The 23,715-nt window shown below is 30.7% G+C and carries 16 protein-coding genes; 7 read left to right on the top strand and 9 right to left on the bottom strand.

From position 1 onward, the window contains the following. Positions 1–53: 53 nt before the first annotated feature. Together ACN5J4_RS09750 and ACN5J4_RS09745 are read left to right on the top strand one after the other, a co-directional pair. A complete protein-coding gene (locus tag ACN5J4_RS09750) occupies positions 54–3,494 on the top strand; it encodes a methylmalonyl-CoA mutase family protein (protein ID WP_418649810.1) in 3,441 nt (1,146 codons plus the stop codon). 120 nt (positions 3,495–3,614) lie between these two features. Then, positions 3,615–4,037 (top strand): hypothetical protein, encoded by a 423-nt coding sequence (locus ACN5J4_RS09745; RefSeq protein ID WP_418649809.1) that lies wholly within the window; start codon positions 3,615–3,617, stop codon positions 4,035–4,037. Between the two features lie 81 nt (positions 4,038–4,118). Here ACN5J4_RS09745 and recQ read toward each other — a convergent pair whose 3' ends face one another. From recQ to ACN5J4_RS09705, 8 genes are all read right to left on the bottom strand, one after another. Next, positions 4,119–6,233, bottom strand: coding sequence for a DNA helicase RecQ (recQ, locus tag ACN5J4_RS09740; RefSeq protein ID WP_418649808.1), 2,115 nt, complete (start codon positions 6,231–6,233; stop codon positions 4,119–4,121). A gap of 214 nt (positions 6,234–6,447) precedes the next feature. Continuing rightward, positions 6,448–7,215 carry a tryptophan synthase subunit alpha gene (trpA, locus tag ACN5J4_RS09735; RefSeq protein WP_418649807.1) on the bottom strand — a complete coding sequence of 256 codons (768 nt, stop codon included), beginning with the start codon at positions 7,213–7,215 and terminating at the stop codon, positions 6,448–6,450. Positions 7,216–7,219: 4 nt separating this feature from the next. After that, positions 7,220–8,398 (bottom strand): tryptophan synthase subunit beta, encoded by a 1,179-nt coding sequence (trpB, locus tag ACN5J4_RS09730; protein ID WP_418649806.1) that lies wholly within the window; start codon positions 8,396–8,398, stop codon positions 7,220–7,222. Between the two features lie 29 nt (positions 8,399–8,427). Then, positions 8,428–9,090 (bottom strand): phosphoribosylanthranilate isomerase, encoded by a 663-nt coding sequence (locus tag ACN5J4_RS09725; RefSeq protein WP_418649805.1) that lies wholly within the window; start codon positions 9,088–9,090, stop codon positions 8,428–8,430. A gap of 2 nt (positions 9,091–9,092) precedes the next feature. After that, positions 9,093–9,881: an indole-3-glycerol phosphate synthase TrpC gene (gene trpC, locus ACN5J4_RS09720; protein WP_418649804.1), complete on the bottom strand. Its 789-nt coding sequence runs from the start codon at positions 9,879–9,881 to the stop codon at positions 9,093–9,095. Between the two features lie 66 nt (positions 9,882–9,947). Next, positions 9,948–10,934 carry an anthranilate phosphoribosyltransferase gene (trpD, locus tag ACN5J4_RS09715; RefSeq protein WP_418649803.1) on the bottom strand — a complete coding sequence of 329 codons (987 nt, stop codon included), beginning with the start codon at positions 10,932–10,934 and terminating at the stop codon, positions 9,948–9,950. A gap of 13 nt (positions 10,935–10,947) precedes the next feature. Beyond that, positions 10,948–11,526: an anthranilate synthase component II gene (locus ACN5J4_RS09710; RefSeq protein WP_418649802.1), complete on the bottom strand. Its 579-nt coding sequence runs from the start codon at positions 11,524–11,526 to the stop codon at positions 10,948–10,950. 189 nt (positions 11,527–11,715) lie between these two features. Continuing rightward, positions 11,716–13,107 (bottom strand): anthranilate synthase component I family protein, encoded by a 1,392-nt coding sequence (locus ACN5J4_RS09705; protein WP_418649801.1) that lies wholly within the window; start codon positions 13,105–13,107, stop codon positions 11,716–11,718. Positions 13,108–13,607: 500 nt separating this feature from the next. Here ACN5J4_RS09705 and asnB point away from each other — a divergent pair, with 500 nt between their 5' ends. From asnB to ACN5J4_RS09685, 4 genes are all read left to right on the top strand, one after another. After that, on the top strand, positions 13,608–15,272 hold the full coding sequence (gene asnB, locus ACN5J4_RS09700; protein WP_418649800.1) for an asparagine synthase B: 1,665 nt from the start codon (positions 13,608–13,610) through the stop codon (positions 15,270–15,272). Positions 15,273–15,610: 338 nt separating this feature from the next. Further along, a complete protein-coding gene (gyrB, locus tag ACN5J4_RS09695; RefSeq protein WP_418649799.1) occupies positions 15,611–17,548 on the top strand; it encodes a DNA topoisomerase (ATP-hydrolyzing) subunit B in 1,938 nt (645 codons plus the stop codon). A gap of 92 nt (positions 17,549–17,640) precedes the next feature. Further along, entirely contained in the window at positions 17,641–18,681 is a 1,041-nt protein-coding gene (locus tag ACN5J4_RS09690; protein ID WP_418649798.1) for a DUF6588 family protein, read from the top strand. Positions 18,682–18,809: 128 nt separating this feature from the next. After that, positions 18,810–19,736 carry a malate dehydrogenase gene (locus ACN5J4_RS09685; protein ID WP_418649797.1) on the top strand — a complete coding sequence of 309 codons (927 nt, stop codon included), beginning with the start codon at positions 18,810–18,812 and terminating at the stop codon, positions 19,734–19,736. A gap of 148 nt (positions 19,737–19,884) precedes the next feature. On the opposite strand, the gene ACN5J4_RS09680 is transcribed toward ACN5J4_RS09685, so the two are convergent. Then, positions 19,885–20,568: a cell division ATP-binding protein FtsE gene (locus tag ACN5J4_RS09680; RefSeq protein WP_418649796.1), complete on the bottom strand. Its 684-nt coding sequence runs from the start codon at positions 20,566–20,568 to the stop codon at positions 19,885–19,887. A gap of 125 nt (positions 20,569–20,693) precedes the next feature. Here ACN5J4_RS09680 and ACN5J4_RS09675 point away from each other — a divergent pair, with 125 nt between their 5' ends. Further along, positions 20,694–23,714: a tetratricopeptide repeat protein gene (locus ACN5J4_RS09675; RefSeq protein ID WP_418649795.1), complete on the top strand. Its 3,021-nt coding sequence runs from the start codon at positions 20,694–20,696 to the stop codon at positions 23,712–23,714. Position 23,715 lies beyond the last annotated feature (1 nt).

The following is a 23,715-nucleotide window of genomic DNA, read 5'->3' as shown; positions in this document are numbered from 1 at the left end:
AAGTACATACAATCCTTTTAATAAATTCGTAAATTGCAATATAAATTTTACGGATGAAACAAATAACAATCTATAAACCTACACATAAAGTACGAATTGTAACAGCAGCTTCATTATTTGATGGACATGATGCATCTATAAACATTATGCGTAGAATTATCCAATCTACCGGTGTAGAGGTAATTCACTTAGGTCATGACCGTAGTGTGGAAGAAGTTGTTAATTGTGCTATTCAAGAAGATGCTAATGCTATTGCAATAACCTCTTATCAAGGTGGTCATACCGAATATTTTAAATACATGTATGACTTACTAAAAGAAAAAGGAGCTAGTCATATTAAAATATTTGGTGGTGGTGGTGGTGTAATTCTTCCTGAAGAAATTAACGAATTAATGGATTATGGAATTACCCGTATTTACTCTCCCGATGATGGGCGTGAATTAGGTTTGCAAGGAATGATTAATGACCTTGTTAAAACTGCTGATTTTGCCATTGGAAATATACTTACCGATGAAATTAACCATTTAGCTGAAAAAGAAATTGGAAGTATTGCTCGTATTATTTCTGCTGCAGAAAATTTTCCTGAAGTAGCCAAAGAAACTTTAGAAATTATTCATCAAAAAAATAAAAATTCTAAAACGCCTGTTTTAGGAATTACAGGAACTGGTGGTGCAGGAAAATCAAGTTTAGTAGACGAATTAGTACGTCGTTTTTTAATTGATTTTCCTAAAAAAACAATTGGAATTATTTCTGTTGATCCTTCTAAACGTAAAACAGGAGGTGCTTTATTAGGTGACCGTATTCGTATGAATGCTATTAATAACAACCGTGTTTATATGCGTTCGTTAGCTACTCGTCAATCTAATTTGGCTTTATCAAAATATGTAAATGAAGCTATTGAAGTTTTAAAAGCTGCCGAATTTGATTTAATCATTTTAGAAACTTCTGGAATTGGGCAATCTGATACCGAAATTATAGAACATTCTGATACTTCATTATATGTAATGACTCCAGAATTTGGTGCCGCAACACAATTAGAAAAAATCGATATGCTTGATTTTGCTGATTTAGTAGCTATCAATAAATTTGACAAACGTGGCGCTTTAGATGCTATTCGTGATGTAAAAAAACAATACATGCGAAACAATAATCTTTGGGATATTCACATGGATGATATGCCCGTTTTTGGAACAATTGCTTCTCAATTTAACGATCCTGGAATGAATACGCTATACAAACGTATTATGGATAAAATCGTTGAAAAAACAGGCGTTGATTTAACATCAACGATGGAAATTACCAAAGAAATGTCTGAAAAAATATTTGTAATTCCACCAAACCGAGTTCGTTATTTATCTGAAATATCAGAAAGTAATAGAGCTTATGATCAAAAAGTAGATAGCCAAGTTATTGTTGCTCAAAAATTATATGGTATTCATCAAACCATTTTATCTATTCTTCCGAAGGAAATAAAAGAAGATTTTTTATCTAAAAATGGATTAGAACAAGATGAAATTTTAAAAGAAATTTCAGAGGATGAAATTGATTTTGCAAAATTATTAATAGCACAATTTGATAAAGTAAAACTAAATCTTGACCCTCATAACTGGGAAGTAATTTTAAATTGGAAAACCAAAGTTCAAAAATATAAAGACCCTGTTTATAGTTTCAAAGTTAGAGATAAAATAATTAATATTGATACACACAGTGAATCTTTATCGCATACACAAATTCCGAAAGTAGCTTTACCAAAATATCAAGCTTGGGGCGATTTATTACGTTGGAATTTACAAGAAAATGTTCCTGGAGAGTTTCCATATGCATCAGGATTATATCCATTTAAAAGAACTGGTGAAGACCCAACACGAATGTTTGCTGGTGAAGGAGGACCAGAACGTACCAACAGACGTTTTCATTATGTAAGTTTAGGAATGCCTGCAAAGCGTTTATCAACTGCTTTTGATTCGGTTACTTTATACGGAAATGATCCTGGTAGAAGACCTGATATTTATGGGAAAATAGGAAATGCAGGAGTTTCTATTTGTTGTTTAGATGATGCTAAAAAATTATTTTCTGGTTTTGAGTTAACACACGCTTTAACTTCTGTAAGTTTAACAATTAATGGTCCTGCGCCAATGTTGTTAGGTTTTTTCATGAATGCGGCAATCGATCAGAATTGTGAAAAATACATCAAAGAAAATAATTTAGAGGATTTAGTTGAGGCTAAATTTGATGAAATTTATGATTCAAAAGGTTTAGAAAGACCAACCTATCAAGGAGATTTACCACAAGGAAATGATGGTTTAGGATTGATGCTTTTAGGATTAACCGGTGATATGATTTTACCTTCGGATGTATATGCTGAAATCAAAAAAACTACCTTAGCACAAGTTCGTGGTACAGTTCAAGCAGATATTTTAAAAGAAGATCAAGCACAAAATACGTGTATATTTTCAACAGAATTTGCCTTACGTTTAATGGGTGATGTGCAAGAATATTTTATAAAAGAACAGGTTCGTAATTTTTATTCTGTTTCTATTTCTGGATATCATATTGCCGAAGCTGGTGCAAATCCGATTACGCAATTGGCTTTAACTTTATCTAACGGATTTACCTATGTTGAATATTATTTATCTCGTGGAATGGATATTAATAAATTCGGACCTAATTTATCGTTCTTTTTCTCTAACGGAATTGACCCTGAATATTCGGTAATTGGTCGTGTTGCTCGTAAAATTTGGGCAAAAGCCATGAAGCATAAATACGGAGCAAACTCAAGAGCGCAAATGTTAAAATATCATATTCAAACTTCTGGACGCTCTTTACATGCTCAGGAAATTGATTTTAATGATATTCGTACAACCTTACAAGCTTTATATGCGATTAACGATAATTGTAATTCTTTGCACACCAACGCATACGATGAAGCGATTACCACGCCTACCGAAGAATCTGTGCGTAGAGCGATGGCAATTCAATTAATCATTAACAAAGAATTAGGGTTAACTAAAAATGAAAATCCGATTCAAGGTGCTTTTATTATTGAAGAATTAACCGATTTAGTAGAAGAAGCTGTGTTAACTGAATTTGATAGAATTACAGAACGTGGTGGTGTTTTAGGTGCTATGGAAACTATGTATCAGCGTTCTAAAATACAAGAAGAAAGCTTGTATTACGAAACTTTAAAACATAATGGAACATTTCCTATTATTGGTGTAAATACCTTTTTAAGTTCAAAAGGCTCGCCAACGGTACAACCTACGGAAGTGATTCGTGCAACGGAGCAAGAAAAAAAATTCCAAATTCAAACCAAAGAATTATTGAATAAAGCCAATGACAGAAAAGTTCAAGAACAATTAGGGATTCTTCAAGAAGCGGCTGTTCAGAATGAAAATTTATTCGATAAATTAATGGAGGCGACAAAGTTCTGTTCTTTAGGGCAAATTACCGAAGCTTTATTTAAAGTTGGTGGGCAGTATAGACGAAATATGTAAGCTGATATCTAGTTATAAAAAAAAATAAAAACAATGATAAATATCATGAATTAAAAGTAATAGTAAGCCTAAATTTATAGTAGTAATTAGAAGTTATATTAATAAATTAAAAAATAAATTATGATATTAAACGCAACAGAAGGACAGTTAGAAATTACAATGGACAAACCTGCTTTTAACAAATTTTCTTTTAAAGATGCTGGTTTAAAAGAAGATTCATATACTGTTGAAGGTGGTAACTTACGTTTAAAAATAGCATTAGGGTATATTCAAGATTATCGTTTTTATAAAATGCCTGTTATCGAATTAGAATATGAAAATAACATTAAAGAAAGCGGATGGATTGTAGAATTTAATGGTGAAAATATTTTAGAAGCAAAAGACCATTCTGGTTTTAAAACCGTTTTATTATTAAACCGTAATAAAATGAGTAAATTAGTTAATCGTCATGAAAATACTTTAATTGTTCATGGTGATTTTTCAGAAGAAGTAAAAATTAAAAATACTAGTACGCTTAACTTATTAGAAGCACCTGGTCATTAATATATTTAGTATTGTAATATACAAGTGAGTAAAAGCTCAGATAAGTTAATTATCTGAGCTTTTATTTGAAAATCACAGAAGTTATCCTTTCTTTTGCAAAATAGTAAGACCTATTCTTATTTGTTCATACGGAACTTTTTCGCCTAAAAATTCAAAATATGGCTTTAAAGCAATTTCATTTTTAAGTACTTTTTTAGCATTTGCTATTAATTTAATAGTATTTGCATTTATAAATTTATCTAAATTTACATCTTTTCCTTCTAAATATAATTTTGATAAATGAGAAAATATTGTTTGTCCTTTTAAACTTCGTTTCTCTGCTATTTCATCAATTGTAAAACCCTCTTTGTATAAGTTGTAGGTTTCTAGAGTAGTATCTTTTTTCCCTTTCTTTTTTTCTTTTATAAAAGCACTAATCTCTTCCATAAACTCACCTCCATACACCTCTAACTTTCGTTGCCCCACTCCACTAATACTTAAAAAAGCATTATCAGTTTGCGGACGTTCATTTTCTAAGGCGCGTAAAGTAGCATCACTAAAAATCAAATACGCAGCAATATCTTCTTCTTTTGCAATACGATATCTTAATTTTCGTAAACGTTCAAACAACGTATCTCTTACAGTTGATTTAGTTGTTTTACGAGTACTTGCTGCTACTTTTTTAGATTCTTTCTTAAATTCAACAGGAATTGTTAATTGAACCTTTTCTCCTTCAAAAAGTATTTTTTTAGAAAAATCGGTTAATTGTAAGGTATTATGCAAGTGAAATGCTATCTGACAATATCCCTGATTTATTAACTGAACAATATAATGTTGCCAATCTTTCCATGAAATATCAGCACCAATACCGTACGTTTTTAAGGTTTGGTAATTCTTATCTAAAATCCCAGCATTTTTAGCCCCCCTTAGCACATCTACTACAGTACCCATGGCCTCTTTTTCTCGCAATCTGTAAATAGTCGAAAGTGCTTTTTGTGCTATAATAGTTCCATCAAAATACTGAACTGGATTTTTACAAACATCACAATTACCACAATTTTCATCGATTAATTCACCAAAATAGCTTAATAATATTTTGCGTCTGCATACCGTTGCTTCTGCAAACTGTTTCATACGCTCTAACTTTGCCTCCTGAACCTCTTTATTACTAGTATTTGCTATAAATTGACGCAATTGAATTACATCAGCATAACTATGAAAAAGCAACGCTTGAGCAGGTAATCCGTCTCTTCCTGCACGACCTATTTCCTGATAATAACCTTCAATATTTTTAGGCATATTATAGTGAATTACCCAACGCACATTCGATTTATCGATTCCCATTCCAAACGCTACTGTAGCACAAATAATTTGCACATCATCTTTTATAAAATCTTCTTGATTTTTGGCACGTTCTTCAAAAGTTAAACCCGCATGATACGCTTTTGCATTAATATTTTGTTGCTTTAATTTACTTACTAATTGTTCGGTAGCTTTTCTACTTAAACAATAAATAATTCCTGCATCATTTGGTTTTTTATTAATAAATTTAATAATCTGTTGTACTCTATCATTTGCAGGTCGCACCTCTAAACTTATATTTTCTCGATTAAAAGAACTCACATATTTAGTTGCATTTGGTATAGCTAACTGTTCTAAAATATCCTCTTGAGTTGCTTTATCGGCAGTTGCAGTTAAAGCAACAATTGGCACTTCAGGTAAGGTTCTTTTTAAAAAAGATAACTGTTTATAAGAAGGTCTAAAATCATGACCCCAAGAAGAAATACAATGTGCTTCATCAATAGCAACACAACTAATATAATTCTGATTTAACAAATTTTGAAGCAAAGCTAAACTCTCAGGAGCAACGTATAAAAGTTTTACTTTTTTATTGATAACCGCATCAAAAACAGCTTCTTGCTCCTCCGAAGATTGACTACTATTATAATACGTTGCAGGTATTCCGTTAGCTTTTAAACTATCAACCTGATCTTTCATTAAAGCAATTAATGGCGATATTACCAACGTAATTCCATCAAAAAATAAGGCAGGCAACTGAAAACAAATAGATTTTCCTCCTCCTGTTGGCATTATTACTAAGGTATCTTTTTTAGCTAAAACATTTTCAATAATTGCTTTTTGCTGTAACCGAAAACTGTCGTATCCAAAATTAGTTTTTAATTTTACTAATAAATCTTTTTCTGTTAGCTGTATCATTTCACAAAAATAATCATAAAAAAAAACGTAGAAATTAAATTCTACGTTTCTTTTAAGTGCTTATTAAAATATTTTGAAGCTATTTCCCGCTTTCCGCACTCGCTTTTTTTGTTTGAAAAAAACAAAAAAGAGCTCAAACAATTGCTTCAATCGGGGCTAAACATTTCTACAATATTATTTACAACTATTAAAATATATTATATCCTTATTAAAATTAAGCATTGGTAATTTTACTAACAAAATTAGAAATACCTGCTACGCCATTTTTATCTAAATCTTTAATAAAAGCCGAACCAATAATTGCACCATCGGCATAATTACAAGCTGTTGTAAATGTTTTGTTATCAGAAATACCAAAACCAACTACTAATTTACTTTTTAAATTCATTGCTTCAATTCGCTTAAAGTAATCAATTTGCTCGGTTGATATTTCTCCTTTTGCTCCTGTAATAGATGCCGAAGCAACTACATAAATAAACGCATCTGTAAGTGCATCAATTTTTCGAATACGTTCTTCTGATGTATGAGGCGTAATTAAAAACACATTAGTAATTCCGTATTTTTCGAATAATGCTTTATAATGATTTTCATATTCAATCATTGGCAAATCAGGAAAAATAACAGTTTTCATACCGCAATCTTTTACTGCTTGACAAAATTTATCTTCACCATATTTAATAAGCTGATTCAAATATCCCATTAAAACTAATGGTGTTTTATTGGTATCTTTTACTGATTTTAGCTGCTCAAAAACAACATCTAAATTCATTCCATTTTGCAAAGCTCTATGACTACTATCTTGTATTGTAGTTCCATCTGCTAAAGGATCAGAATATGGCAAACCAACTTCTATAAAATCAACACCATTTTCACTTAAATCGTGTATAATTTTAGTTGTATCATTTAAATTTGGAAAACCTGCTGTAAAAAATATAGAAAGTAAATTCTTCTTTTCTTGAAATATTTCTTTTAATAATTTCATCTCCTTACGCTTTTAAATGCTTCATATACGTTTCTAAATCCTTATCACCTCTTCCTGATAAGTTTATGACAATTACTTGGTCTTTTTTCAAATCCATTTTAGATAAAACAGCCAATGCATGTGCCGTTTCTAAAGCAGGAATAATTCCTTCTAATTTGGTTAATTCAAAAGCAGCTTCTAAAGCTTCATCATCTGTTGCATTCAAAAATTCGGCACGCTTAGTTTCGTGTAAAAATGCATGTAAAGGACCAACTCCTGGATAATCTAATCCTGCAGAAATAGAATATGGCTCTGTAATTTGTCCGTATTCATCTTGCATTAAAATAGTTTTACTCCCATGAATTACACCAACTTGTCCTAATTGAGATGTTGCTGCACTTTCGCCAGAATCAACTCCTAAACCACCAGCTTCTACAGCTACTAAACCTACTTCTTCATCTTCTAAATAATGATAAAAAGCACCCGCAGCATTAGAACCACCTCCAACACAGGCAATAATTGTATCAGGATTTTCTTTTCCTGTTTTTTCTTTTAATTGCCATTTCATTTCTTCTGAAATAATAGCTTGTAAACGCGCTACCATATCAGGATACGGAGCAGGACCAACAACAGAACCAATTAAATAATAACTATCTGGATGCTGAATCCAATAACGAATTGCTTCGTTTGTAGCATCTTTTAAGGTTTTACTTCCACTTAATGCAGGTACAACTTTAGCTCCTAACATTTTCATTCGGGCAACATTGGGCGCTTGCCTAGCAATGTCTTTTTCTCCCATAAAAACAATACACTCTAAGCCCATTAAAGCACAAACTGTAGCCGTTGCAACACCATGTTGCCCAGCACCTGTTTCTGCTATAATTTTTGTTTTACCTAGCTTTTTTGCTATTAAAATTTGCCCAACAGTATTGTTTACTTTGTGTGCTCCTGTATGATTTAAATCTTCACGTTTTAAATAAATAGTAGCACCATATTTTTCTGATAATCTTTCTGCCAAATACAACGGAGTAGGACGTCCAACATAATCTTTTAACAATGCTTTGTATTCGTCTTGAAACTCTTTGGATTCGATAATTTTAATATAATTATCTTCTAACTCTTGTACGTTTGGATGTAATAATTCAGGAATAAATGCACCACCGAATTGCCCGTAATATCCTTCTTTAGTTGGTTGATATTTCATTTTTTATCTATTTAGTATTCCTCACGGGTTTAAAAAACATTGAGGTCTTTTTTAAATTTTGTTATATCTTTTACTGATTTTAAACCAGCTGATGTTTCAAATTTACTATTTACATCTAAAGCATAAATAGGTAAATTTAATGCTCGTAATTTTTTTATTTCTGATACTTCTTCTAACCCAATTCCTCCACTTAAAAAAAATGGTTTTGTTAAATTATATTTTTGAAGTACAGACCAATCAAAAGTAATTCCATTTCCTCCACGCTCTTTTCCTTTGGTATCAAACAAAAAGAAATCAACTAATGATTTGTATGGTTTTAAAACTTCAAAATCGAAACTATCTTTAATTCCAAAAACTTTTATCAATTCTGGAATTTTATATTTAAGATGTTGCTTTTTTTCAGCAATACTTTCTTCAAAAATGGTTCTTAAACGCTGTACATATTCTGGAGATTCATCACCATGTAATTGCAACGCATTTAAACCATATTCTTCAGTTAATGAAACTACTATTTCTGGAAGTTCATTTACAAAAACACCTACTTTTTTTATCTCTTTAGGTAAATCTGGAATAATTCCTTCAAAATTTCTTTTTGATTTCTCATAGAAAATAAATCCTAAATAATCAGGTTGCAATGCTGCAACTTGTTGGATATTTTCTACATATTTCATTCCACAAACTTTCAATTTCATATTTATCTTATTTGAGCGATAAAATCTTTACAAGCTTCTCCAGGGTTTTTTGTTTTCATAAAATTCTCTCCTATTAAAAATCCTTGAAAACCATATTCTTTTAAGCCTGTAATAATTCTAGGATCTGAAATTCCACTTTCTGAAACCTTAATTGCAGTATCAGGAATTTGACCTGCCAAGTTGATAGAATGTTCTAAATCAACTTCAAAAGTTTTTAAATTTCTATTATTAATTCCGATAATTTTATTATCCAAATCACTAATTTTATCTAAATCCTCTTGTGTGTGTATTTCGTATAAAACTTCTAAACCTAAATCGGTTGCTAATTGTCCGTAATTTTTAAGTTCTTGTTTTGTTAAACAAGCCGCTATTAACAATATAACGTCTGCTCCTATTGCTTTTGCTTCAACAATTTGAAAACCATCAACAATAAAATCTTTTCTTAAAATTGGTATTTGCTGATTTACAGTTCTAGCCTCTAACAAATCAGCCATAGTTCCTCCAAAAAAATGCGTATCAGTTAAAATAGATTGCGCTGCTACGTTTGCATTTAAATAACCTTCTGTTACTTCTAATATTGTAGAGGTATCGTTAATAATTCCTTTTGATGGAGATTTACGTTTATACTCTGCAATAATTCCTGTTGAACCTACTGTTAATAATGACTTTTTTAATGAAAAAGGGGCATTTTTAAAATTTGGGCTCTTTACCAATTTACTAACAGGAACTTCTGCTTTAATTTTAGCAACTTCTGTTTTCTTAAAGGCTATTATTTTATCTAATATTGTCATTTTTTATGCTTTTGTAATTTTTATGAGTTTTAAATTTTAGTAACTCATTATAATTAACTTTTTACTTTATGCTATTAATTTAGCTAAACATTCTTTTGCTTTTAATCCTAATAAAGAATCTTTTGCTTCTTGATATGCTTGTTCAAAACTCTTTTTATCATCTACAATCTTTAAAGCAAATGCAGCATTTGTTAACACAACACTATTTTGTGCTTCAGTACCGTTTCCTTCAATAATATTTTTGAATATTTTAGCTGCATCAGCAACCGATTTACCTCCAAAAACATCTGATTGTTGTAATCTTTTTTGTCCTAAATCTTCTGGATTAATTAGTTGTTCTCCATTTTTAGTGAATAACTTAAATCCGCTTGTTAATGAAATTTCATCATAACCATCAAGTGCATGTACAATTCCGTAATTAGTTCCTTCTTCTTGCAAAATATAATTATACAAACGAGCAACTTCTAAATTAAACGTTCCTAATAATTGATTTTTTGGCGAACTCGGGTTTACCAAAGGACCCAACATATTAAAAAACGTTTTTAACGCTAATTCTTTTCTTGTTGCACTTACCGCTTTCATTGCTGGATGAAATTTTGGCGCGTGTAAAAAACAAATATTTGCTTTTTCTAAATGCGATTTTAAAATAGCTTCATCATTTGTAAATTGATATCCGAAACTTTCTAACATATCAGAAGAGCCTGACTGAGAAGATACGGAATAATTTCCATGTTTTGCTACTTTTTGTCCTGTTCCTGCAACAATAAATGAAGTTAATGTTGATATATTAAAAGTATCTTTTCCATCACCTCCAGTTCCTACAATATCAATGGTATTATATTCTGAAAAATCAACTTTTATAGCCAACTCTACTAAAGCATTTCTAAAACCCGCAAGCTCATCAACAGAAATTGGACGCATCATAAAAACAGTCATAAATGATGCTAAATGTGCTTCGTTAAATTTTCCTGAAGCAATATCAATTAAAACCTGTTTTGCTTCAAGTTTTGTTAATCTTTTATGTTGATATAAATTATTTAAAATTTCTTTCATGTTCTAAAAGATTTTATTTTTTAACGTTGTTTAAAAAATTTCTAACAAGTTGTTCACCTACATCTGTTAATATTGATTCTGGGTGAAATTGAACTGCTGATAAATTAAATTCTTTATGTTGAATTGCTTGGATTCCTCCTTGCTCATCTTTTGCCGTAATCATTAATTCTGATGGAAAATTATTGTGAGAGGCTGTCCAAGAATGATATCTTGCTGCTTTAAATTTAGTTGGAATATCTTTAAAAATAACTGCATCTTTTTTAATGATTTCCATTTCGGTAGCAACACCATGAAATACTTCTCCCATGTTTTCAATTGCTCCGCCAAAAACTTCGGTAATTGCTTGTAAACCTAAACAAACTCCAAAAATTGGTTTTTTACCCGCGTATTGTTTTATAACGTCTTTTAAAATACCTGCTTCGTCAGGAATTCCTGGACCTGGTGATAAAATAATAACGTCGTATCTATCAATTTCTGTAACCGAAATTTCATCATTTCTATATACGTCTGGCAAATTACCTGTAATATCTTCTACCATGTGTACCAAATTGTAGGTAAACGAATCGTAATTATCTAGTATTAATATTTTCATTTTTTTCTAATTGTAATTGCCGAATAAATGTTGTTATTTATAAGTCAATTTGTTTGTTTATTTTTTTAAGATATTAATGAATAATCTAAATAATATCTTAAAACTCGCTTTTGCGTTAGGGATTGAAACGGCATCCTTTTTATTTTTTTTCAAAATAAAAAGATATAGTGGAAAGCCCGCCCGAACGCCCTAAATATTTTCTGCCAAAATTAACGCTTTTTTCAGAGCTGCTAATTTATTATTTACTTCTTGTAACTCTTTTTCTTCATCAGAATGAATTACAATTCCCGCACCCGCTTGGTAATATAATACGTTATTTTTACTAACAAACGAGCGAATAGCAATGGCTAAATTTACAGAACCATCTAAACCAATAATTCCGACTGCACCTCCGTAAAAACCTCGTGATTGATTTTCGTACGTGTCAATTAACTGCATTGCCTTGTATTTTGGCGCACCACTTAAAGTTCCTGCAGGAAAAGTATCTCCAACTATTTCAATCGGATTTCCTTTTATTTTTCCTTGCACAGTCGATACCAAGTGAATTACATGGCTAAAATATTGAACTTCTTTAAATACCTCAACTTTTACATTATCGGCATGTTTACTTAAATCGTTTCGTGCTAAATCAACTAGCATTACGTGTTCGGCAGTTTCTTTTTTATCTTCGGATAATTTTTTACCAAGCTTTATGTCTTCTGCCATATCGCCAGTTCTTCTGAAAGTTCCTGCAATTGGATTGATGGTTGCTTTTCCTGCACTAATTTTAATTTGTGCTTCTGGTGAAGATCCCATTAATTTAAACGAACCGTAATCAAAATAAAATAAATAAGGTGATGGATTTATTGAACGTAATGCTCTGTATACATTAAATTCATCTCCTTTAAATTTCTGTTGAAATTGACGAGATAATACTAATTGAAAAACATCTCCCCTTTTACAGTGCGATTTTGCTTTTACAACATATTCTTTAAAATCTTCGTTGGTACAGTTTGAAGTTTCTTGTCCATCGATTTCAAATTTTTGAGTATTGAAAGCTTGTGCTTCAATGATGGTTTCTACTTCTGAAATTCTTGATTCAGTTCCTGCTTCTACATTTTCAATAATCGTCATTTCATCATTAAAATGATTGATGGCGATTATAAATCTGTAAAAACTATACTGCATTAAAGGTATTTTAGACGGTGCGTCTTTTACATTTAATGCGATGTTTTCAAAATACTGTACACTATCGTATGTTGAGTAACCATATAATCCGTTAAACGATTTTAAAGCTGGATCGCAATCTAAATCTATCGATTTTGAAAAACTATCAAATAAGGTATAAAAATTCTTATCGATACTGTTTTTTTCAATAACTTTTCCTTGTTTTGAAACAACAAAATCGTGATTTTCTACTTTCATTGTTACCACAGGTTCAATAGCTATAAAAGAAAAACTTTCTTCTTTACTATGATAATCTGAACTCTCTAACAATAAGGTATTAGCATATTTATCTCTAAATCGCAAATACAAACCTACTGGAGTAACTGTATCTGAAATTCGTTTTTTACTAACTGTTTTGAATGTTGTTTTATTCATTTTAATTTTATTATTAAAAACAAAAAAGGCTTATCGTGAGATAAGCCTTTTCTTTATATAATATATACATATAGGTTTCTTCTCACTTATTTACTAAGAGAGTTCCACCACCATATGTTGTTTTGTTTTACCATTGTGATACAAATATATAAAAGTTATTTTAATATTTCACTTTCTGTTTTATTTTATTTTTAAACAACTCATGTTTTAAATTAAAAATAAACTATTACTTATATAATTAAAAGCATAATACACGTTTATTTGTAAATTAACTCGACTTATTATGATAAAAAAACACTTAAAACAACTAAAAACACATTTAAAAATTACAGTTTAAATAAAAAACATTATTAAAAGTTTAAATATGTAACTAAAAATAATATTATTGTTTACAAAAACAAACCTAATAACAATATTTGCAATGTAATTAAAACAAGATAAATACTCGATTATTAATAATAATCATTAATCGAGCTTAATAATATTTAAAATATAAAGTTATGTGTGGAATTGTATGTGCGTTTGATTTAAAACAAACTTCGGATAGTTTAAGACCTCAGGTTTTAGAAATGGCTAAAAAAATTAGACACCGTGGACCAGACTGGAGTGGTGTTTATAGTGATGATAAAGTTATCATGGCTCATGAAAGATTAGCTATTGTAGATCCTGCCTCAGGACAACAACCTCTATTTAGTGCTGATAAAAAACTAATTTTAGCCGCAAACGGAGAAATATATAACCACAGAGAATTAGCTAAAAACCTTACAAATCCTTATGAATTTCAAACAGCTTCTGATTGTGAAGTAATTTTAGCGCTTTACAAAGAAAAAGGGGTGGATTTTGTAGATGATTTAAACGGAATTTTTGGTTTCGCTTTATACGATGTTGAAAAAGATGAGTATTTCATTGCTCGTGACCATATGGGAATTATTCCTTTATATATAGGTTGGGATCAGAACGGAACTTTTTATGTTGCTTCTGAATTAAAAGCCTTAGAAGGTGTTTGTGCGAAAATCGAATTATTTCCTCCAGGACATTATATGTCTAGTAAAGATGGAAAATTAGTGCAATGGTATAAAAGAGATTGGGAAGATTACCAAGCCGTAAAAGACAACGAAACTAGTATTGCAGAAGTTAAACAAGCTTTAGAAGCAGCAGTTCATAGACAATTAATGAGTGATGTACCTTACGGAGTTTTACTTTCTGGAGGATTAGATTCTTCAGTAATATCTGCAATTGCTAAAAAATACTCACAAAAAAGAGTTGAATCTGATGATAAATCAGCGGCTTGGTATCCGCAATTACACTCTTTTTCTGTAGGATTAGAAGGTTCTCCTGATTTGGCAGCAGCTCAAAAAGTAGCAGATCATATTGGTACGGTTCATCATGAAATAAAATTCACCATTCAAGAAGGTTTAGATGCTATTAAAGATGTAATTTATAACATAGAAACATACGATATTACCACAATTCGTTCTTCTACGCCAATGTATTTAATGGCACGTGTTATTAAATCAATGGGTGTTAAAATGGTATTATCTGGTGAAGGTGCTGATGAAATTTTTGGAGGATATTTATACTTTCACAAAGCTCCTAATGCTAAAGAATTCCATGAAGAAACGGTTCGTAAATTAAACAAATTACATATGTATGATTGTTTAAGAGCCAACAAAAGTTTAATGGCTTGGGGAATTGAAGGTCGTGTGCCATTTTTAGATAAAGAATTTATGGATGTTGCAATGCGCATCAACCCACAAGACAAAATGATTAACGGTGAACGCATGGAAAAATGGGTTATTCGTAAAGCTTTTGAAGATATGTTACCTGAAAGCGTTGCTTGGAGACAAAAAGAGCAATTTTCTGATGGAGTTGGATATAGCTGGATTGACACCTTAAAAGAAGTTGTTGATAAAGAAGTTACTGATGAACAATTAGCAAATGCTAAATTCAGATTCCCAATTCAAACTCCAACTAACAAAGAAGAGTTTTACTATAGATCAATTTTTGAAGAGCACTTCCCTAGTGATACTGCTGCCTTAAGTGTACCACAAGAAGCTAGTGTGGCTTGTAGTACTGCTACAGCATTAGAATGGGATGAAGCATTTAAAAACATGAACGAACCATCTGGTAGAGCAATTGCTAATGTTCACGACGATTCTTACTAAAAAAAATAATTTTAAATATTTAAAACCTCGCTTTTGCGAGGTTTTTTTTTAGCAATGCTTTACACTATTTTACAAAAACTACAAATTAAACAACAAAGGTGTTTTTAGCCGTTTTAAGAGACTTTTTATCAATAATTAAAAAATAGTTATTTTAGACCTAATAAGCTAAAAAGCTTTTAAAAGGGTTTGTTTTTTTGTACTTTTGTAAAGTATGCTTTGCTAATTATAGCAAATTCATTCATTTTACGAAACAATATGATTTTTTTACTTACAATAAAACTTCATTATTCATTTTCGTTATAAAATTTATAAAAACAAAACTTAATTAACTCTTTATAATGAGCGAAGAAAATAAAGGCACTTATGACGCGTCGAGCATTCAGGCCCTAGAAGGAATGGAACACGTTAGAATGCGTCCATCAATGTATATTGGTGATGTTGGTATTAGAGGTTTACACCATTTAGTATATGAAGTTGTTGATAACTCTATTGATGAAGCAATGGGTGGTTATTGTGATACAATTGATGTTACAATTAATGAAGATAACTCTATAACAACCAAAGATAATGGTCGTGGTATTCCGGTAGGAATTCATAAAAAAGAAGGCGTTTCTGCACTACAAGTTGTAATGACTAAAATTGGTGCTGGTGGTAAATTTGATAAAGATTCTTATAAAGTTTCTGGAGGTTTACACGGTGTTGGTGTTAGTTGTGTTAATGCACTTTCTGATCTTTTAACAGCAACCGTTCATAAAGAAGGTAAAATTTGGCAACAAGAATATGCTAAAGGAAAGGCTTTATACCCTGTAAAAACAATCGGAGAAACTGACTTTACAGGGACTATTGTTACTTTTTTACCTGATACATCTATTTTTAAGCAATCAACTGTATTTAATTACGAAACGTTGGCAACTCGTATGCGTGAGTTAGCTTATTTAAATAAAGGTATTACCATTACTTTAACTGATAAACGAAATACAGATGATGAAGGAAACTTTATATCTGAAACATTTCATAGTAAAGAAGGTTTACCTGAATTTATTAAATATTTAGATTCTACTCGTGAGCAACTAACTTCCAAAGTAATTTCTATGGAAGGTGAAAAAAACGGAATTCCTGTTGAAGTTGCCATGGTATATAACACTTCATATGCCGAAAATTTACATTCATATGTAAATAATATTAATACACACGAAGGAGGGACACATTTATCTGGTTTTAGACGTGGATTAACAGGAACTTTAAAAAAGTATGCTGATAATTCTGGATTACTAAAAAATGTAAAATTCGAAATTGCTGGTGATGATTTTCGTGAAGGGTTAACAGCTATTGTTTCTGTAAAAGTTGCAGAACCTCAATTTGAAGGACAAACTAAAACAAAACTGGGTAATAGAGAAGTTTCTGCCGCGGTATCACAAGCAGTTTCAGAAATGTTAACTGATTATTTAGAAGAAAACCCTAACGATGCTAAAATAATTGTTCAAAAAGTAATTTTAGCAGCAACAGCTCGTCATGCCGCACGTAAGGCTAGAGAAATGGTGCAGCGTAAAACAGTAATGAGTATTGGCGGTTTACCTGGTAAATTATCTGATTGCTCTGAAACTGACCCTGCACAATGTGAAATTTTCTTAGTAGAGGGAGATTCGGCAGGTGGAACAGCAAAACAAGGACGTGACAGAAACTTTCAAGCTATTCTTCCATTACGTGGAAAAATATTGAATGTTGAAAAAGCCATGCAACATAAAGTATTTGAAAACGAAGAAATTAAAAATATGTTTACAGCATTAGGTGTATCAATTGGTACCGAAGAAGATCCTAGAGCTTTAAATTTATCTAAAATTCGTTATCATAAAGTAGTTATTATGTGTGATGCCGATGTAGATGGTTCACATATTGCTACCTTAATTTTAACTTTTTTCTTTAGGTATATGCGTGAAATGGTAGAGCAAGGTTATATTTATATTGCTACACCTCCTTTATACTTAGTTAAAAAAGGACAGAAAAGAGAATATGCTTGGGATGATAATCAACGTGATTTAATTGCTCAAAAATTAGGAGGAAATGTAAATATACAGCGTTACAAAGGTCTTGGAGAGATGAATGCAGAACAATTATGGGATACCACAATGAACCCTGAATTTAGAACACTGCGTCAGGTTGTAATTGATAGCCCTACTGAAGCTGATAGAGTATTCTCTATGCTAATGGGTGATGAAGTACCTCCTCGTAGAGATTTTATAGAACGTAATGCAAAATATGCAAATATTGACGCGTAACTTTTTGCTAAAACTACAATAATATTAAAAAGCTCAATCTTAAAAAGTTGAGCTTTTTTAATACATTTGCATTAACCAAAATATGTATTAAAATGAAAAAAACTGCTTTATCCTTACTTACTATTTTAACTATAACTTTTAATGCAAAAGCACAAGAAATAGAAACTATTCTTTTAGCAAAAGAAGATGCTACTAAATTAACAGAAGCCTATATAAGCCCTGCAATGAAAGGCTTAATATATAGTATGAATAACGGCTGGTACCACACAGCTAAGGTGCATAAAAAATTTGGTTTTGATATAACAATAGGTGCAAATGCTTCGTTTATCCCTTCAAAAGATGAAGTGTTTAATATTGCAAACCTAAACTTGTCAAGTAATACTACTGTTACTAATGGTATTTCAACATCTCCTACTATTGCAGGAAGTGAAAACATTACACCTGCTAAGTTAAAGTATGAAACAACTGTACAAGGTCAAAAAGTTAATACTAGTTTTACAATGCCTGAAGGAATTAAAGAAGATTTACCTGAAAGTTCCGTTCCTGCTCCTGCCATTCAAATAGCAATAGGTTTGCCATTTAAATTAGATGCTATGGTACGTTATGTTCCTGAAGTTGGATCTGACGAGGTGAAAGGTAGTTTAATCGGTATTGGATTAAAAAAAGAAATTACCAGCTGGTTTAGTCCTTCTGACAAACTTCCTTTACATGTTTCTTTACTTGCGGCATACACAAATATGAATGTAGATTATATTATTGGTGATATAGATGGTAACTTAGAAGCAAAAAATGCTATTACAGAGTTTAAATTAAACACCTATACCCTACAAGCAATTGCATCTTTAAATTTTCCTATAATTAACTTTTATGGAGGACTTGGTTACAATGGAGGTGTCACTAAATTAAATATGAAAGGAGATACTGATTTTATTGCAAAATACTCAGACAATACAACAGGGAAAACTGTTAAAGAAAACCTAGGAAGAAACCCTTTATCATTAAGCACAAATTCTGGAGGCTTCAATGCTACAATTGGTACACGCTTAAGTTTAGGTTTTTTTAAAATATTTGGAAGTTATACGTTACAAGAATACAACACCATAAATGCTGGTATTGCTTTTAGTTTTAGATAAAACACCCATACAAAATTAACTTAAACAAACCCCTATTGAAACTTCAATAGGGTTTTGTTTTTATATCGATACTCAAATGGTTATTTTTGTATAACTTAAATTAATCATCACATTTAAAACATAAAAAAATGAAAGTAACAGTTGTAGGAGCAGGTGCTGTAGGTGCAAGTTGTGCAGAGTACATTGCTATTAAAAATTTCGCATCAGAGGTTGTATTAGTAGATATTAAAGAAGGTTTTGCTGAAGGTAAAGCTATGGATTTAATGCAAACAGCTTCTTTAAATGGTTTTGACACTAAAATTACAGGTACTACTGGTGATTATAGTAAAACTTCGGGTTCTGATATTTGCGTAATTACTTCAGGTATTGCACGAAAACCAGGTATGTCTCGTGACGAATTATTAGGAATCAATGCAGGTATTGTAAAAATGGTTGCTGCAAGCTTAGTAGCGCAATCTCCTAATACTATTATTATTGTAGTTTCTAACCCTATGGATACTATGACCTACTTAGTTCATAAAGCTACTGGATTACCTAAAAATAGAATTATTGGTATGGGTGGCGCTTTAGATTCTGCACGTTTTAAATACCGTTTAGCTGAAGCGTTAGGTGCACCTATTTCAGATGTTGACGGAATGGTTATTGGTGGTCACTCAGATAAAGGAATGCTTCCTTTAACTCGTTTAGCTACTCGTAACTCTGTTCCTGTTTCTGAATTTTTATCAGAAGAAAGATTAGAGCAAGTAAAGCAAGACACTAAAGTAGGTGGTGCTACATTAACAGGTTTATTAGGTACCTCAGCATGGTATGCTCCTGGAGCTGCTGTTTCTGGTATGGTACAAGCTATTGCTTGTGATACTAAAAAAATATTCCCTTGTTCTGCTTTATTAGATGGTGAATTTGGTTTATCTGGTTTATGTATCGGGGTTCCTGTTGTTTTAGGAAAAGACGGAATTGAAAGTATTATTGAAATAAATTTATCTGACGATGAAAAGGCTAATTTAGCTTCTTCTGCAGATGCTGTTAAAAACAATAATGCAGCTTTAAATTTATAAAAGCGGTTTTCTTTAAAAAAAATGTAAATTGTAAGCTTTTATAAAAGCTACCGACTAAGTAAGTGAGAAGTATTAGTAATATTTCTTTTTCATAGCAATTTTTTCCCACTTCATTCGTGAAGTGGGTTTCTTATTTAATGAAATAAATTTACACTGACTGTTGCACAACTTCAAACAGTTCTCCACCTTCACATTTCAATGTTTTCTGTTTAAACTTTACAATTAACTGATAATCGTGTGTAGCCATTAAAATTGTTTTTCCACTTTTATGAATTTCGTTTAATAGTTCCATTACCTCTAGTGATGTTTTCGGATCTAAATTACCCGTAGGCTCATCAGCTAAAATTAATTCAGGATCATTTAATAAAGCTCTGGCAATGGCAACTCTTTGTTGCTCACCGCCTGAAAGTTCAAAAGTTTTTTTGTAATACTTTTCTTTCATACCAACCTTATCTAAAACCTCATAAATTTTATTTTCAATATCGGTTTTATTTTTCCATCCGGTAGCCCTTAAAACAAATTCTAAGTTTTTAAATATATTTCTATCATTTAAAAGTTTAAAGTCCTGAAAAACAATCCCTAACTTCCTTCTTAAAAAAGGAATATCTTTTTGTTTTGTTTTCTTTAAGTTAAAACCAACTATTTCACCCAAACCTCGTTGTAGCTGCAAATCGCCATACAAAGTTTTTAACAAGCTGCTTTTTCCACTTCCTGTTTTACCTATCAAATAATAAAAATCTCCTTTATTTAATTTGAAGTTAACTTTTGATAACACTAAACTATCTTGCTGATAAATATCTGCATTTTCAAGATGTAAAACAGGTTTTTCCATATATCGATTCGTTTTTACAAAGCTAAAATTTTATTACTTAATTCTATAACATTTCTTACTTTTGATGTATTGTTTACCAACAAAAATAAAAAAAGAACGTTATAGTTCCTATATATCTAAAAAATATGAGATTTATTTATTATAATAAAAGCTATTATTTATTATTTTTAATAGTTTTTTCAACACCTATTATAGCGCAAGAATCCGCTATTAATTCAGCAAGTTCTTCCGACTATCACAAAGCGGTAAAACTATACAACAACAAAGCCTACACAGCTGCACAAGAGCTATTTGCAGAGGTTTATAAAAAAACTCAAGCGCATAGAAATCAAAAAGGAGATGCAGCTTATTATGATGCTATGTGTGCGGTAAAACTCACACAAGATAATGCTACAGACAAAGTAGTAAATTTTGTTGACAACTACCCTTATCATAATAAAAAAGAAAAAGCTTTTTTTAATGTTGGTAACTACTATTTTGCCAACAGAAAAGCTGCTCATGCCTTAAAATGGTATAAAAAAGTTAACGAACCGCTATTAAATGAATCAGAAAAAAACGAATTAAACTACAAAATGGGCTATGCCTTATTAGTTTCTAACTATTTGAAAGATGCAAAAGCGAGGTTTGAAACATTATTAGGAAACCCTGTTTATGGTAATGACGCTCGTTATTACTTTGGATACATTGCTTATAAGCAACAAAATTTTGGTGAAGCTGAAGATAATTTAAGCCAATTAGCCAATGATGCTACATACCAAGCAAAAGCTAATTATTATATTTTAGATATTAGTTTTAAAGCTGGTCGTTTTGATAAATCTATTAAAATTGGAGAACAACTTTTAAAGGAATCAAAAGACCAAAAAGAAATATCTCAAATTTCTAAAATAGTAGGTGAAAGTTATTTTAATATAAAAAAATACGAACAAGCAATTCCTCTTTTAAAAGCTTATAAAGGTAAAAATGGTAAATGGACTAACACCGATTATTATTATTTAGGCTACGCCTACTATCAACAAAAAAACTATGAAGAGGCTATTGGTAATTTTAACAAAATTATAAATGGTAATAATAAAGTAGCTCAAAATGCTTATTATCATTTAGGTGAATGCTATTTAGAACTCCTAAAAAAACCTGAAGCTTTAAATGCATTTAAAAATGCAAGTGAAATGGATTTTGATTTAAAAATAACAGAAAGTGCCGCTTTAAGTTATGCTAAATTGAGTTATGAATTAGGAAACCCTTATAAAAGTGTTCCTGAAGTTTTAAAAGAATTTTTAGCTAAATACCCAAACAACCCTAATACTACCGAAATAAATAATTTACTAATAACATCTTACTTGCATCAACAAGACTATGAAGGCGCTCTAAGCTACTTAAACAACTCTAAATCTATAGAAAATAAAAACCTAGCTAACGAAATTTCTTTATACAGAGGTATTCAATTATTTAATAAAAATGAACTTGATAAAGCCAAACCTTATTTTCACAGTGCTACTTTAGCTAAAAATACATTAATTAGTAATAAAGGTGTTTTTTGGCTAGCAGAAACCGAATATTTGTTAGGCAATTATAAAGAAGCTTTAACAAATTTTTTACGAGTTACTAATAAAGATATTGAAGAAGCTAGTAGGCTAAGTTATAGTATTGCTTATACTAATTTTAAGCTAAAAGATTACAAAAATGCAGCGAAGTATTTTCAACAATTTTTAGATACAAAATTAAATGATAATGATTTAAATGATGATGCCTCAAATCGTTTAGGAGATTCTTTTTATGCTTCTAAAAATTATAATGAAGCTATAAAATCATATGCCAAGGTAATTGATTTAGGTGGTGTTGGTGCTGATTATGCTCAGTATCAAACAGCAATGAGTAATGGATTTATGGGGCAAAATAATGAAAAAATTAAAGAATTAAAAAAGCTTATTAAACAATATGAAACATCTCAATTACAAGACGATGCTTTATTTCAATTAGCAACAACATACACTGCAATAAACAACATAAGCAAAGCACAAGAAACCTACAACAACTTATTGGTTAACCATACCAATAGTAGTTATGTGCCAAACGTACTTTTACGTCAAGGGTTATTACATTACAATAATAACAATACTCAAAAAGCATTAGCTAAATACAAAGAAGTTGTTGATAAGCACCCAAACTCAAAGGAAGCTAAACAAGCCGTTACCAATGTTAAAAATGTATATATTGATATTGGTAAAGTAGATGAGTATGCTGCATGGGTTCAAAACGTAAAATTTGTTAATGTTACCAACGCTGATCTTGACAATGCTACTTACCAATCTGCAGAAAATAAATTTTTAGAAAACAACAACATAAAAGCAATAGAAGGTTTTAATAAATACCTTACCAAATTTCCATCTGGAATACATAGCTTAAAAGCTAATTTTTATTTAGCACAATCATACAATAATGCTAATAATTTTAAAAATGCAGCACAACATTACGACTACGTAATTACACAAGATAAAAGTGAATTTACAGAAGAAGCGTTAACTAAAATTGCAAATATTTATTTAGAACAAGAAAATTGGGATAAAGGAATAGAAGTTTTACAAAAATTAGAAAAAGTAGCAAATTACCCGCAAAACATAATTTTTGCTCAAAGTAACCTAATGAAAGGCTATTATAAAAAAGAAAAATATGCTAACGCAATTTCTTATGCTGAAAAAGTTTTAAGCACAGCTAAGGTAGATACAAAAATTACCGAAGATGCTAAAATAATTATTGCTAGAGCTGCTTTTAAAACTAATGACTTTACAACCGCTGAAGAATACTTTAATGAAGTTAGTAAAAATACTACTGGCGAACTAAAAGCTGAAAGCCTTTATTACAATGCCTTCTTTTTAAATGAACATAAAAACTATGAAGCCTCTAACAAAGCTATTCAAAATTTAATTGCTAATTATTCATCTTATAAATATTGGGGAGTTAAAAGTTATATTGTAATGGCTAAAAACTATTATGCTTTAAAAGATGCATATCAAGCAACCTACATTTTAGAAAATATTATTAAAAACTTTACCCAATATAAAGATGTTACAGAAGAAGCAAACAACGAGCTTCGTTCAATAAAAATTAAGGAAGCTAAAACAAACGAATCTGTTACTACACAAAACTAAA

Source organism: Tenacibaculum aestuariivivum, from assembly GCF_964507685.1.
Taxonomy (GTDB): domain Bacteria; phylum Bacteroidota; class Bacteroidia; order Flavobacteriales; family Flavobacteriaceae; genus Polaribacter; species Polaribacter aestuariivivum.
The sequence above is the reverse complement of the archived record's forward strand: the minus strand, read 5'-3'. Positions and strand labels throughout refer to the sequence as shown.

What these genes read in the sequence shown, in the direction of transcription:
- trpB (WP_418649806.1), bottom strand. Translation starts at nt 8,398, where the DNA reads ATGAAATATCAACCAACTAAAGAAGGATATTACGGGCAATTCGGTGGT.
- ACN5J4_RS09725 (WP_418649805.1), bottom strand. Translation starts at nt 9,090, where the DNA reads ATGAAATTGAAAGTTTGTGGAATGAAATATGTAGAAAATATCCAACAA.
- ACN5J4_RS09705 (WP_418649801.1), bottom strand. Translation starts at nt 13,107, where the DNA reads ATGAATAAAACAACATTCAAAACAGTTAGTAAAAAACGAATTTCAGAT.
- ACN5J4_RS09675 (WP_418649795.1), top strand. Translation starts at nt 20,694, where the DNA reads ATGAGATTTATTTATTATAATAAAAGCTATTATTTATTATTTTTAATA.
- trpA (WP_418649807.1), bottom strand. Translation starts at nt 7,215, where the DNA reads ATGAAATTATTAAAAGAAATATTTCAAGAAAAGAAGAATTTACTTTCT.
- ACN5J4_RS09745 (WP_418649809.1), top strand. Translation starts at nt 3,615, where the DNA reads ATGATATTAAACGCAACAGAAGGACAGTTAGAAATTACAATGGACAAA.
- ACN5J4_RS09690 (WP_418649798.1), top strand. Translation starts at nt 17,641, where the DNA reads ATGAAAAAAACTGCTTTATCCTTACTTACTATTTTAACTATAACTTTT.
- recQ (WP_418649808.1), bottom strand. Translation starts at nt 6,233, where the DNA reads ATGATACAGCTAACAGAAAAAGATTTATTAGTAAAATTAAAAACTAAT.
- ACN5J4_RS09750 (WP_418649810.1), top strand. Translation starts at nt 54, where the DNA reads ATGAAACAAATAACAATCTATAAACCTACACATAAAGTACGAATTGTA.
- trpC (WP_418649804.1), bottom strand. Translation starts at nt 9,881, where the DNA reads ATGACAATATTAGATAAAATAATAGCCTTTAAGAAAACAGAAGTTGCT.
- ACN5J4_RS09680 (WP_418649796.1), bottom strand. Translation starts at nt 20,568, where the DNA reads ATGGAAAAACCTGTTTTACATCTTGAAAATGCAGATATTTATCAGCAA.
- gyrB (WP_418649799.1), top strand. Translation starts at nt 15,611, where the DNA reads ATGAGCGAAGAAAATAAAGGCACTTATGACGCGTCGAGCATTCAGGCC.
- trpD (WP_418649803.1), bottom strand. Translation starts at nt 10,934, where the DNA reads ATGAAAGAAATTTTAAATAATTTATATCAACATAAAAGATTAACAAAA.
- ACN5J4_RS09710 (WP_418649802.1), bottom strand. Translation starts at nt 11,526, where the DNA reads ATGAAAATATTAATACTAGATAATTACGATTCGTTTACCTACAATTTG.
- asnB (WP_418649800.1), top strand. Translation starts at nt 13,608, where the DNA reads ATGTGTGGAATTGTATGTGCGTTTGATTTAAAACAAACTTCGGATAGT.
- ACN5J4_RS09685 (WP_418649797.1), top strand. Translation starts at nt 18,810, where the DNA reads ATGAAAGTAACAGTTGTAGGAGCAGGTGCTGTAGGTGCAAGTTGTGCA.